This is a genomic window from Mycobacterium paraffinicum (assembly GCF_025822865.1).
Lineage (GTDB): Bacteria > Actinomycetota > Actinomycetes > Mycobacteriales > Mycobacteriaceae > Mycobacterium > Mycobacterium paraffinicum.
Window position 1 is genome coordinate 49,208 of the sequence record NZ_JACKUR010000016.1, and the last position, 12,076, is coordinate 61,283.

General features: G+C 68.0%; 13 protein-coding genes and 1 pseudogene. 4 read left to right on the top strand and 10 right to left on the bottom strand.

What is annotated here, in order from left to right; translation table 11 throughout:
• Positions 1-153: 153 nt before the first annotated feature.
• Positions 154-885 carry a winged helix-turn-helix domain-containing protein gene (locus H7J89_RS05395; RefSeq protein WP_264037215.1) on the top strand — a complete coding sequence of 244 codons (732 nt, stop codon included), beginning with the start codon at positions 154-156 and terminating at the stop codon, positions 883-885.
• 46 nt (positions 886-931) lie between these two features.
• On the opposite strand, the gene H7J89_RS05400 is transcribed toward H7J89_RS05395, so the two are convergent.
• Both H7J89_RS05400 and H7J89_RS05405 read right to left on the bottom strand, forming a co-directional pair.
• Positions 932-1,867 carry a lysophospholipid acyltransferase family protein gene (locus H7J89_RS05400; RefSeq protein ID WP_264037217.1) on the bottom strand — a complete coding sequence of 312 codons (936 nt, stop codon included), beginning with the start codon at positions 1,865-1,867 and terminating at the stop codon, positions 932-934.
• A 103-nt stretch (positions 1,868-1,970) separates the two neighbouring features.
• Positions 1,971-2,525: an MPT63 family protein gene (locus H7J89_RS05405; protein WP_264037220.1), complete on the bottom strand. Its 555-nt coding sequence runs from the start codon at positions 2,523-2,525 to the stop codon at positions 1,971-1,973.
• A gap of 396 nt (positions 2,526-2,921) precedes the next feature.
• On the opposite strand from H7J89_RS05405, the gene H7J89_RS05410 reads away from it, so the two are divergent.
• Positions 2,922-3,761 carry a glucose 1-dehydrogenase gene (locus H7J89_RS05410; protein ID WP_264037222.1) on the top strand — a complete coding sequence of 280 codons (840 nt, stop codon included), beginning with the start codon at positions 2,922-2,924 and terminating at the stop codon, positions 3,759-3,761.
• 30 nt (positions 3,762-3,791) lie between these two features.
• Here the strand turns inward: H7J89_RS05410 and H7J89_RS05415 are convergent, their stop codons facing one another.
• Together H7J89_RS05415 and H7J89_RS05420 are read right to left on the bottom strand one after the other, a co-directional pair.
• On the bottom strand, positions 3,792-4,121 hold the full coding sequence (locus H7J89_RS05415) for a DUF2795 domain-containing protein (protein WP_276041746.1): 330 nt from the start codon (positions 4,119-4,121) through the stop codon (positions 3,792-3,794).
• 86 nt (positions 4,122-4,207) lie between these two features.
• Positions 4,208-4,621, bottom strand: coding sequence for a ChaB family protein (locus H7J89_RS05420; protein ID WP_264037226.1), 414 nt, complete (start codon positions 4,619-4,621; stop codon positions 4,208-4,210).
• Positions 4,622-4,746: 125 nt separating this feature from the next.
• Between H7J89_RS05420 and H7J89_RS05425 the strand changes: the two genes are divergently transcribed.
• Positions 4,747-5,166: a MarR family winged helix-turn-helix transcriptional regulator gene (locus H7J89_RS05425; RefSeq protein ID WP_264037228.1), complete on the top strand. Its 420-nt coding sequence runs from the start codon at positions 4,747-4,749 to the stop codon at positions 5,164-5,166.
• A gap of 46 nt (positions 5,167-5,212) precedes the next feature.
• Here H7J89_RS05425 and H7J89_RS05430 read toward each other — a convergent pair whose 3' ends face one another.
• Genes H7J89_RS05430 through rpsB form a run of 3 tightly spaced genes read right to left on the bottom strand, consistent with a single transcriptional unit; the run spans position 5,213 to position 8,305 of the window.
• Complete coding sequence (locus H7J89_RS05430; protein ID WP_264037230.1) at positions 5,213-6,610, bottom strand: amidase; 1,398 nt, start codon at positions 6,608-6,610, stop codon at positions 5,213-5,215.
• A 32-nt stretch (positions 6,611-6,642) separates the two neighbouring features.
• Positions 6,643-7,458: a translation elongation factor Ts gene (gene tsf, locus H7J89_RS05435; protein WP_264037232.1), complete on the bottom strand. Its 816-nt coding sequence runs from the start codon at positions 7,456-7,458 to the stop codon at positions 6,643-6,645.
• A 13-nt stretch (positions 7,459-7,471) separates the two neighbouring features.
• A complete protein-coding gene (rpsB, locus tag H7J89_RS05440; RefSeq protein WP_264037234.1) occupies positions 7,472-8,305 on the bottom strand; it encodes a 30S ribosomal protein S2 in 834 nt (277 codons plus the stop codon).
• A 262-nt stretch (positions 8,306-8,567) separates the two neighbouring features.
• Between rpsB and H7J89_RS05445 the strand changes: the two are divergent.
• Positions 8,568-9,062: pseudogene (locus tag H7J89_RS05445) on the top strand (M23 family metallopeptidase); the annotation flags it as partial.
• Positions 9,063-9,080: 18 nt separating this feature from the next.
• Here the strand turns inward: H7J89_RS05445 and H7J89_RS05450 are convergent.
• Genes H7J89_RS05450 through H7J89_RS05460 form a run of 3 tightly spaced genes read right to left on the bottom strand, consistent with a single transcriptional unit; the run spans position 9,081 to position 12,068 of the window.
• The gene (locus H7J89_RS05450) at positions 9,081-9,977 is read right to left on the bottom strand and encodes a tyrosine recombinase XerC (protein ID WP_264037235.1); all 897 of its coding nucleotides are present in this window, start codon (positions 9,975-9,977) and stop codon (positions 9,081-9,083) included.
• A gap of 33 nt (positions 9,978-10,010) precedes the next feature.
• On the bottom strand, positions 10,011-11,174 hold the full coding sequence (locus tag H7J89_RS05455; protein WP_264037237.1) for a lactate 2-monooxygenase: 1,164 nt from the start codon (positions 11,172-11,174) through the stop codon (positions 10,011-10,013).
• Between the two features lie 42 nt (positions 11,175-11,216).
• Positions 11,217-12,068, bottom strand: a complete 852-nt coding sequence (locus H7J89_RS05460; RefSeq protein ID WP_264037239.1) for a siderophore-interacting protein — start codon at positions 12,066-12,068, stop codon at positions 11,217-11,219.
• Between the last annotated feature and the right edge of the window lie 8 nt (positions 12,069-12,076).

Sequence of the window (12,076 nt, forward strand, 5' to 3'; positions counted from 1 at the left end):
CCGGTTAGCCAGGCCGAGGCGGTCCGCAAGCGTCGCAAGATCGTTTGCATACTTTCGCCGCGAGTGGGTAGTCACCGCTGCGCTGGCTGATATCTCCCCCAGGACGGATGCCTACGGGGGGCAAAAGCGGACCCACATTTCGGGAGAAAGTCGTTGGACGTTCTACTGCTGACCGACGCTGACGACTTCGAACGCGCCCTGCCGGCCCTGACTTCGTTCGAGCGGATCATGCGGCGCGCCCCTCTTATGAGCGACAGCCAGGGGCCGGTCGAAGCCGGCGACGTCGCCATAGTCGACGCTCGAGGCAACCTCGCGGCCGCGGCGGCCGCCTGCCGGCGCCTGACAACCGATGCCCCCGCCACCGCCGTGGTGGCGTTGGTGGCGCCGGCCGCCGGGGTAACGGCGGACGTCGACTGGAACGTCGACGATGTCATAGGGCCGGGAACCGACTTCGACGAGCTGCAGGAGCGGCTGCAGCGGGCGATTGCGCTGCGGCGCAGTGAAATCAACGGCAGCTTGCGGTTCGGCGCTTTGCTCTTGCGCCCGACCAGCCTCAGCGGATCGCTGGAAGGCAAGGACCTGGGTTTGACGCTGACCGAGTTCAAACTGCTGAGTTTCCTTGTGCAGCATGCCGGTCGGCCATTCACCCGGACCCGCCTGATGCACGAGGCGTGGGGCTATGACAGCAACGGCCGAGTCCGTTCGGTCGACGTCCACGTCCGGCGGCTGCGCGCCAAGCTCGGACCCCGACATCAGTCGATGGTGGACACCGTCCGAGGTGTCGGCTACATGGCGGCGACCCCACCGCATCCGGAATGGATCATCAGCGAGCCGACGCTGACATCGGCACCGACGGATTCCGCCAGGGATCCGGTCGCGCAGTGACGCGCTGAGCTTGAATCACCCTGCCCGAGAAGGCCTTCGGGATTGGTCAGCCGAAGAGCGGGAAGGCGCGCTTGCGCGCGAGCGCGTCCATGCCGTCCTGGATGGCGTCCTGGATCTCGCGGTACTTGCGGTCGATGTACGCTTCGTCCTCCGCGCGTGCGGGATCGTGGTCGAGCTCGACGGCGGGCATGAACCGGGTCCTGATCTTGGCCGGTAGCGGCAGCTGCGGAAGTGCCGCCGGCGCGATCCCCCACGGCAGCGAGATCGCCAACGGAAACACTTTGAGGCGCAGCAGGCGGTCCAGCTGCAAGGCCTTTGACAGCTTGTCGCCGCGGATCAGCACGGGCATGGCGTCGGCGCCGCCGACCGTCGCGATCGGTACGACGGGCACGCCGGCCCGAATCGCCATCTTCACGAAGCCTTTTCGGCCCGCCAGGTTGGCCTGGTCGCGCTCGGTCCACGGGCGCAGGGAGTCCACTTCCCCACCGGGCCACAGTGCAACGTCGCGCCCTTCGGCCAGGGCGGTGGCGATGGCGTCCGGCGCGGCCGGAAGCACGCCCATCGACCGGAAGTACCGGCCGATCACCGGAATCGCCATCAACGCGTCATGGGCCGTGCCGTGCAGCGGGCGTTCCTGCCCGAAGCGCCGCCACCATTGCAGACCGACGGTCCAGGCGTCCCAGACGAAGGGAGCGCCGGAGTGGATCCCCACCAGCAGAACCGGCGGCTCCGGGATGTTCTCCCAGCCGTCGATCTCCATGCGGAACCAGTAGTCCACCAGCACATTCCACAGATATTTCTGCCGCTGCAGAGTGGTCTCTTCCTGGCCGCGAAGGTCCCAGCGGCCGGCTCGCTCGGCGACCCAGCCGCTCAGTCCCCCGCCCTGATCGCTGCGCCGATCCTCCATCCCCGCCCGCGCCCGCTCGGCGTTCAGTTGCGCTTGTTCGCGTACCTCGGCTGGCCTGTGATCTGGGTTACTCATGGGTACGGTGTACCCGATTCATGCCCGCACGACGCAACACCCGGCCGCCGAAAGCACCTCCCCGCGTCGCATGCGCGACGCGGGGAGATATCCGCAAGCGGGATCAGGTGTGAGCCGGGCTGGGCGGCGCACCCGGTGCCGGGCTCGGGCTCGGAGCGCCGGGCGCCGAGCTGCCCTGCACGTTCGACGTCCACATCAGAATGTCTTGCATCCCGTCGTTGTAGACGACGCCGTTGGGCGGCGCGCCGGTCACGTCGAAGTACAGCGTCCCGGTCGACTCGCTACCCTGCGGGATCGGCGCCGGGTTGAGGCCATTAGGGGCCCCCGCCTTGTCGATCACCCGGTAGTTCTGGCCGTTGGGCCCGCGGGCGATGAAGTCCTTGACCATCGGGGTCACCAGCCCGCCGTCCGACCGAGCGGCGACGTCCGCCTGGTAGAGCGTCCCCTTGGGCGTGTAGCCGGGAATCGAGACGTTGCTCGGCTGCAGGTTGCTCACCGTGTAGTTGGTGATCAGCGGCCCGTCCACGAGCTGCTCACTGGTGCCGAAGCCCTGGATGTTGGGCGGCGCGGCAGAAGCCGGCACCGCCGCGAAAATGCCTGCCGCCGCTATCCCCCCGGCAGCGGCAGCTGTCTTCAGCGCGGTCTTGGTGACCTTCATTGCTCATTCCTTTCGTGTCGAACAATCGCCCCCAGAAGGGCAATACGCATATAGGCCGCAAATAGCCCCTTGCCGCCCGCTTTAAACATATGCGCCCGTTATATTCGTAATTTTCAGCCGGCTAGCTGGCGAAATGGTGTTGCTTTGCTGGACAGCATCTTTCGCATCAGCTTTTAACATCCGTATCGCTATTCACGTGAAATACCACGGGCAACGACACCGTCGCCGGGCTCTCGGCGCCCGATTAGCCCCCGCCGTGGCGGGTAGTCGGAGCGGGAGAAATCAGACCGGACGAAACGGGACGATCCCGAGCCGCCGGCCGACGACGTCCCCACGGCCCGCCCGGTGACACGCGAACCGTAAACCGGCATTTTCGACCACGAATTGAGGAATCAGATGGGCTTTTCGCCTCAGCAACAAACCGCCCCCGGTGTGCAGGGCCGGATGAACCCCGTGCCCGATTGCGGCGAAAACACTTACCGGGGATCGGGAAAGCTCACCGGCAAAAGGGCGATCATCACCGGGGGTGACAGCGGCATCGGCCGCGCAGTCGCTATCGCGTTCGCGCGCGAAGGCGCCGACGTGCTGATCTCCTACCTCAACGAGGACGATGACGCCCGCGACGTCGCACGCTACGTCGAAGACGCCGGGCGCAAATGCGTACTGGTGTCCGGCGACCTTTCCGATGCTGCGCATTGCCGCGCCGTCGTCGACCGGGCCGTCGAAGAATTCGGCGGCATCGACATCCTGGTCAACAATGCCGCCTACCAGATGATGCACAAGAGCCTCGACGAAATCAGCGATGAGGAATGGGATTACACGTTCCGGCTCAATGTCGGCGCATATTTTTATCTCACCAAGGCGGCGGTGCCGCACATGAACGCGGGGGCGTCGATCATCGGCAGTTCGTCGGTCAATTCCGACACGCCCAATCCGACGCTGGCGCCCTACGCCGCCACCAAGGCCGCGATCGCCAACTTCTCGGCCAGCCTCGCTCAGCTGCTGGGCGAGAAGGGGATTCGGGTGAACAGCGTCGCGCCCGGCCCGATCTGGACACCGCTGATCCCCTCGACCATGCCCCCGGACAGCGTCGAATCGTTCGGAGACAACACGCCGCTGGGCCGCGCCGGCCAGCCCGCCGAACTCGCGCCGATCTACGTGCTGTTGGCCTCCGATGACGCGAGTTACATTTCCGGCGCCCGGGTGGCCGTCACCGGAGGCCGGCCAATTCTCTAGCGCCGCATCGTTTTTGCTCGTGCGGACGGTTCAGGAGCCCCGGTTCTCGCCCAGCTCCTCGACGATCGGGCTCGAAGCGGGGATGTCTTTTGCGTTTTCGGCCAGCCCCGGCTTGGTGTGGGAGCGACGAGCCGCGGCCTTGTCGGCTTCCCCGACGTCGCGATCGTCGATGATGCTGACCGACGCGGCGACCTGGGCGGCATTGTTGTAGGTCTCGGGCGGAATGCTTCGCAGGGCGCGGATGGTGTGGTCGTCGCAGCCATTGCGACCGGCGGCGTCAAGCAGATCCTGCTTGTTCGCCGGAAAGTCCACATCGGTGAAGCATTGGCGCAGCTGACTGGGAGTAGTAGACGCAACCATAGCTGTCGGGATGCCCGGTGGCCGTGGCGCTAAACCGGCCCCGGGGTGACGCCTTGGTCACATCGGCGCAGCCTGGAACGCCTTTCTCAGCGGCCGCGGACCCGGCGGTTGTGCTTCATGATCGCGTCGACCAACTCCGCCTTGCTCATCGTCGACCGCCCCCGCACGTCGAGTCGGCGGGCGACGTCAAGCAAATGCTTCTTGCTCGCGTTGGCGTCCACACCCTCGGCGGTCGCGCCGGAGGCGCGCGGCCCGCCGCTCTCGGCGCGCTCGTCGGACGGGCCCTTCTCTTCTTTGGGCTCCCAATGATCGCCGATCTTTTCGAAGCTGTGCTTGAGGGCGGAATACGCCACCCGGTGGGCGCGCTCTTCGCTGCCGTATTCGTCGGCGGCAGCGTCATGCGTTTTCGCGAACGTGCGTTGCGCTTTGGCGTTGGAACGCTGCAAAGTGCTCGGCAGTTCGTCCTTCTTCGGCTTGCCGCCTTTCGTCGTCTTGGGCATGAAAACCTCCTGATGCGCCCGCGCGGTGCGAGTGACATTCCGGTTACCCCACTGACAGGCCGACAATCACCACTTCGCACCGCGAAGTCGCGTCCGAAGCCCGAAAATATGTCAATATCGTTGACATGGTTCAGGCCGAAGACGCCCCGCTTGGTTACCTGCTGTACCGGGTGGCCAGCCTGCTGCGGCCGGAGGTTTCCGCGGTGTTGGGCCCGCTCGGCCTGACGCTGCCCGAATTCGTCTGCCTCCGCATGCTTTCCCTGGTTCCGGGGATGTCGAGCGCCGAACTGTCCCGGCAGGCCGGCGTGACACCGCAGGCGATGAACACTGTGCTGCGCAAGCTGGAAGACATTGGCGCCGTGGCCCGTCCGACATCGGTGTCCAGCGGTCGCGCGCTACCGGCCACGCTGACCGGTCAGGGCCGCGCCCTGCTGAAGCGCGCCGAAGGCGCGGTGCGGACCGCCGATGCGCGCATCCTGGCCAAGCTGACCGAAACTCAGCAGCGCGACATCAAGCGGATGCTCGACAAGCTCGGGTCCGACTGACTCCGCGGCGAAGCCGGGCGAAGCGGGTCGCCGCCAAGGCCGTGTATCAAGCGGTCTGGATCCGGGCCCATGGTCGGGCCTCTTCGAGTTCGTAGGCCAGTTCGAGCAGGAGCGCCTCCTGCCCGAGGTTGGCCGAGAACATCATGCCCACCGGCATGCCTTCGTCGGACTGCGCCAACGGAAGTGAGATCGCCGGCTCACCGGTGACGTTCTGCAGCGGGGTGAACGAGACCCAGTCGATCAGTCGCTCGATGACCTGGTGGTAGTCGGTGGGAGCCAGATAGCCGATGCGCGGCGTCTCGTCGGCGAGCGTCGGGGTCAGCACGACGTCGTAGGTGCCGAAGAATTGTGCGGTACGCCTGCGGATTCGGCGCAGGCGCATGATCGCCAGCGGCAGCCGATAAATGTTGCGGGCGGTGTGTCGCTCCAGCCCGAGGGTCAGACTGTCCAGCCGGCTGCGGTCGAACGTCTTGCCGAACATGTGCCGCCCGCTGCGCACCTGGGCCAGCGCGAGAAATCCCCAGTAAAGGACGAAATCGTCGACGAAGCTGGCCGGCACCGGGGGCTCGTCGAGGTATTCGACGCGGTGCCCCAGCTCCTCGAGAAGGCCCGCGGACTTCAGCGCCAGCTCGCGCACCTGGGGGCTGCAGTCGCGTTGCACCGACCGGGTCAGCACGGCGATCCGCAGCCGCTGCCTGCCGGGTCCGACGACGTCGCCGACCGGTGCCAGTTTCGGATTGCGCCAAATCCGTTCGGCCTCCCGGTAGAACGCCGCCGTGTCACGCACCGAACGGGTCACCACACCGTTGGCGACGATGCCCACGGGCATCCGGCGCAGGTGGGCGTCCAGCGGCAGCCGCCCGCGTGACGGCTTCAGCCCGACAAGCCCGTTGCAGGCGGCAGGGATGCGGATGGAGCCGCCGCCGTCGTTGGCGTGGGCGATCGGCACCACGCCGGCGGCAACGAACGCAGCAGAGCCCGATGACGATGCGCCGGCGCTGTAGTCGGTGTCCCACGGGTTGCGGACCGGGCCCAGCCGGGGGTGTTCGGCCGACGCGCTGAAACCGAATTCCGACAACTGCGTCTTGCCCACCGGGGCCAGCCCGGTGGCCAGGAACAACCGGGTGAATGCGCCGTCGGAGGTGGCATTCCACGGCGTCCACGCGTCGGTGCCGTGCATCGTCGGCTGGCCGGCGATGTCCACGTTGTCCTTGAGGAACGTCGGGACGCCGTCGAAGAAGCCGTTCGCCGCCGCGGCGGTTCGCGCCTGCTGGAAGGCCGCATAGGCCAGGCCGTTGAGGATCGGATCGACGGCCTCGGTGCGGGCGATGGCGGCCTCGACCACCTCCGCCCTGCTGACCCAGCCGGCCTGTATCGCGTGGGCGAGCCCGACCGCGTCCAGATCACCGAGGGCGTCGTCGCCGAACGCATGCACGTGTCGCATGTAACCGACGCTAGCCCGCGCCCGCGCGGCGCCTAGGCCTGGCCCACCTCGAAGCGCACGAACCGCGTCACCGTCACGCCGGCCTCGTCGAGCAGGGCCTTGACCGTCTTCTTGCTGTCGGACACCGAGGGCTGCTCCAGCAGCACGGAGTCCTTGAAGAAGCCGTTCAGCCGGCCTTCGACGATCTTGGGCAGCGCCTGCTCCGGCTTGCCCTCGGCCTTGGCCGTCTCCTCGGCGATGCGGCGCTCGCTGGCCACGACGTCCTCGGGGACGTCGTCGCGTGAGAGGAAGCGCGCCTTGAGCGCGGCGATCTGCAGCGCGACCGAGTGCGCGGCGTCGACGTCGGAGCCGCTGTATTCCACCAGCACGCCGACGGCGGGCGGCAGGTCCGCCGCCCGCTTGTGCAGGTAGGCTTCGACGGTGCCGTCGAAGTACGCGACGCGGCGCAGCTCGAGCTTCTCGCCGATCTTGGCCGACAGGTCGGCGATGGCCTGCTCGACCGTCTTACCGCCCGTGGCGGCAGCCTTGAGCGCCTCGACATCGGTCGCCTTGGATGCGGCCGCCGCCGCGACGATGTCATCGGCGAGCTTCTGGAACTCGGCGTTCTTGGCGACGAAGTCGGTCTCGGAGTTCAGCTCGATCAGCGCGCCACCCTTGGCCGCGACCAGACCCTCGGCCGTGGCGCGCTCGGCGCGCTTGCCGACGTCCTTGGCGCCCTTGATGCGCAACGCCTCGACGGCCTTGTCGAAGTCGCCGTCACTCTCGGCCAGCGCGTTCTTGCAGTCGAGCATGCCGGCGCCGGTGAGCTCCCGAAGCTTCTTGACGTCGGCGGCGGTGAAGTTGGCCAATGATCAGCCTTCCTTAGGAGGGTTCAGGGGTCGATTCGGGTGCGCCCGCAGCGACATCGGTGGGGGCGCTGGCAGCAGCGGAGGCCAGCAGTTCCTGCTCCCATTCGGGCAGCGGCTCGGCGGCCTCGGCCTCGGGCTTGCCGTCGGTGCGGCCGACGCCGGCGCGGGCCTGCAGGCCCTCGGCAACCGCGGAGGCGATCACCTTGGTCAGCAGCGCGGCCGAACGGATCGCGTCGTCGTTCCCGGGGATCGGGTAGTCGACCTCATCGGGGTCGCAGTTGGTGTCCAGGATCGCGATGACCGGGATGCCCAGCTTGCGGGCCTCGCCGACGGCGATGTGCTCTTTGTTCGTGTCGACGACCCAGATCGCCGACGGCACCTTGGCCATGTCGCGGATACCGCCCAGGCTGCGCTCCAGCTTGTTCTTCTCGCGCGTCAGCATCAGGATTTCTTTCTTGGTGCGGCCCTCGAAGCCACCGGTCTGCTCCATCGCCTCGAGCTCCTTGAGGCGCTGCAGGCGCTTGTGCACCGTGGAGAAGTTGGTCAGCATGCCGCCCAGCCAGCGCTGGTTCACGTAGGGCATGCCGACGCGGGTCGCCTCGGCCGCAACGGATTCCTGCGCCTGCTTCTTGGTGCCGACGAACATCACGCTGCCGCCGTGGGCGACGGTCTCCTTGACGAACTCGTACGCCTTGTCGATGTAGGTCAGCGTCTGCTGCAGGTCGATGATGTAGATGCCGTTGCGGTCGGTGAAGATGAACCGCTTCATCTTGGGATTCCAACGACGGGTCTGGTGCCCGAAGTGAGTGCCGCTGTCCAGCAGCTGTTTCATGGTTACGACGGCCATGCTCGTGCCTAACTTGTGTCGGTTGTCGCCCGGCATCGGGTGAAGCCGGGCCCTGGCGCCTGCTGCGATGCCGGACCCTGTTAAGGGACCGCCCGGCACGCGATGCGAACTCCTAGTGGAACTCAGAGACGCGGGGCGGACGCGCGAAGTCAGCCCGCGAACGAGCTGCGACCAGGAGTTTACACCGACTCAGCTGGTGGTTTTGCACAGCACCGACCCGGCCTGAGTGGTGCAGGCGCGGGCGGGGCAATGAACTAAGCCGATGCGACGGGTTTTGCGGCTGATGCTGTGCCTGACGGTGCTCAGCGCGGTGCCGGCGGTTGCGGACGACGCTCGCCTGGATTGGCCGTTACGCCCGCCGCCGGCCTTGGGATCCATAGCCCGCGGATTCGACGCCCCGTCACCGGATTGGAAACCCGGGCATCGGGGCGTGGATCTGCCCGGCGCTGCAGGTCAGCCGGTGTACGCGGCGGGCACCGCCACCGTGGTGTTCGCCGGGCAGCTGGCGGGGCGGCCGGTGGTTTCGCTGGCCCACCCGGGCGGACTGCGGACCAGCTACGAGCCGGTCCTGGCGGCTGTTCGAGTAGGCCAGCCGGTGACGGCCCAGACCGTGATCGGCGAGCTGGTGGCCGGGCATGCCGGCTGCCCGGCCGCGGCGTGTCTGCACTGGGGCGCGATGTGGGGTCCGGCGTCGGGCGCCCGCTATGTGGATCCGCTGGGTTTGGTGAAGTCGACGCCGATCCGGCTCAAGCCGCTGCAGCGTTGAGGGCGGGCGTCACGCCCGCGGGTGGGCCTGATCATGCACCGCCCGCAACCGCGAGACGGCGACATGGGTGTAGAGCTGGGTGGTCGCCAGGCTCGAATGGCCGAGCAGTTCCTGCACGACGCGCAGGTCGGCGCCGCCTTCCAGCAGGTGCGTGGCCGCGCTGTGCCGCAGCCCGTGCGGCCCCATGTCCGGCGCGCCGTCCACCGCCGACACCGTCTCGTGCACGACGGTGCGGGCCTGGCGGACGTCGAGCCGCCGCCCTCGCGCGCCCAAGAGCAGCGCCGGCCCCGACTCGGCGTTCACCAGGGCGGGCCGCCCCTCGTCCAGCCAGGCGCGCAGCGCCTCGGCGGCCGGTGTCCCGAACGGCACGGTGCGCTGCTTGTTGCCCTTGCCCAGTACCCGGATAAGCCGATGCCCGGCGTCCACATCGTCGAGGTCCAGGCCGCACAGTTCGCTCACCCGGATTCCGGTGGCATACAGCATCTCGACGATCAGCCGGTCCCGCAATGCCATCGGATCCCCTTGTTGGGCACCGGATTTCGCGGCCGCCATCGCGTCGAGCGCCTGGTCTTGGCGCAGCACCGCCGGCAGGGTGCGGTGTGCCTTGGGCACCTGTAGCCGGACCGCCGGGTCCGCGGCCAGCAGGCCGCGCCGCGCGGCCCAAGCGGTGAACGCCTTGACCGCCGAGGTGCGACGGGCCAGCGTCGTGCGGGCGGCGCCTGCGGCCCCCGAGGCCGACAACCACGAGCGCAGGAGGGGCAGGCTCAATACGTCCAGCCCGGCGCCGCGGTCGTCGAGAAAGGTCAGCAGCGAGCGCACGTCGCCGAGGTAGGCCCGACGGGTGTGCGCTGACCGGCCGCATTGCAGCGACAGGTATTCGTCGAACTCCTCGAGGATGGCCTGCACGCCTTCAACGTTCGCAGCAGCCGGGGACCTGAATCAGTCGACGCGCCGAAGCGTGTCCGGGGTGAGATCTTTCAGTGTCGGATAGCCGTCGACGGCCATGATCAGGTCCGCTTCGGCCAGCAGCGAACGCAAGACGTGCACGAGGCCGTCGACCCCGCCGAGTGCCAGGCCGTACGCGTACGGGCGACCGACGCCCACCGCGGTCGCGCCCAGCGCCAGCGCCTTGACGATGTCGGCGCCGCTGCGGATGCCCGAATCGAACAGCACCGGCAGCCCGTCGGCCGCCTCGATCACCCCGGGCAGGCAGTCCAGCGCGGGCAGGCCCCCGTTCGCCTGGCGCCCGCCGTGCGTCGAGCAGTAGATGCCGTCGACGCCGCCGTCCTTGGCGCGCCGGGCGTCGTCGGGATGGCAGATGCCCTTGATGATGAGCGGCAGCTTGGTCAGCGACCGCAGCCAGGAAAGGTCGTCCCACGTCAACGGATTGCCGAACGTCGTGATCCACTGCAGCACTGCGGCTTGCGGGTCCTCCTCGGGCGGTCGCTGCAGGCCGGCGCGAAAGACCGGGTCGCTGGTGTAGTTGCTCAGGCACAATCCCCGCAACTGCGGAAAGTTTGCCGTGGTGAGGTCGCGCGGCCGCCACCCGGGAATCCAGGTGTCCAGGGTGACGATGATGCCCTGGTAGCCGGCGGCCTCGGCCCGCTGTACCAGGCTGGCGGCGAGCTCGCGGTTCTTCGGCGTGTACAGCTGGAAAAAGCCGGGGGTGTCGCCGAACTGGGCGGCGACGTCTTCCAACGGGTCGGCGGTCAGGGTGGAAACGACCATCGGGACGCCGGTGGCGGCTGCGGCCTGCGCGGTGGCCAGGTCGCCGTGGCCGTCCTGAGCACAGATGCCGATGACACCGATCGGGGCCATGAATACCGGCGACGGCAACGTCAGGCCGAACATCTCCACCGAGAGGTCGCGCTCGGCGGCGCCGACGAACATCCGGGGCATCAAGCCCCAGCGGTCGAAGGCCTCGCGATTGGCCCGCTGGGTGCGCTCGTCGCCGGCACCACCGGTGACGTAGGACCACACCGACGGCGACATGGCACGCTCGGCACGGGCTTCCAGCTCCGCGAAGGCCATCGGCAGCGCGGGCGCGATCCCGCCCAGGCCCTTGAAGTAGATCTCGTTCTGGTAGTCCCCGAAATGCGCCATGGGAGTAGAGGATGCCAGCCGGCGTTCAAGCCGACGAATCCGCTAGGAAGCCCCGGCCTCCGCCTCGGCCAGTTCCTTCTTCCATTGCCGGAACGTCTCTTCGGTGCGGCCGCGACGCCAGTAACCCGAGATGGACGACGCCCACCTGGCGTCTACGCCGCGCTCCTTGCGGATGTAGGGCCGCAGATTGTGCATCACGCTTTGCGCCTCGCCGTGAATGAAGACGTGCACCTGACCGGGCAGCCACGGCGTGGTGGTCACCGCCTCGATGAGCGGGGCGTGGTCGCCGGCGCGGTCCTCGGGGACGAGATCGGCCCGCCCGCCGCGATAGACCCAATGCACCTCGACGCCTTCCGGGGCGGTCAGCGGAATCTCGTCTTCCTGGCCCGCTACCTCGATGAACGCCTTGCCAACGGCGCTGGGGGGCAACGCCTCCAGCGCCGCGGCGATGGCCGGAAGCGCCGATTCGTCGCCGGCCAGCAGATGCCAATCGGCGGCGGGATCGGGTGTGTAGGCCCCGCCGGGGCCCATCAGGTAGATCCGCTGGCCGGGCTGGGCCGCCGCGGCCCATTGGCCCGCGATCCCGTGCTCGCCGTGCACGACGATGTTCAGCGTGATTTCGCCGGCCGCCGCGTCCACGTGCCGGACGGTCATGGTCCGAACCGACGGCCTCTTCTCGGGGGGCAGGCCGGTGAAGCTGTCCAGGGTCAGCGGCTGGGGCAGGTCCGCGACGTCGATGTCGTCGGCGACGAACGCCAACTTGACGTAGGAGTCGGTGAATTTGCTGGGCACGAAGGCGTCGAAGTCCTTGCTGCCCAGCACGACCGCGACCATGTGCGGTGTGAGCTCCTTGGTATCGACAACCTCGAAGCGTTGCAGAGGTCGACCCGCCACGTATCCTC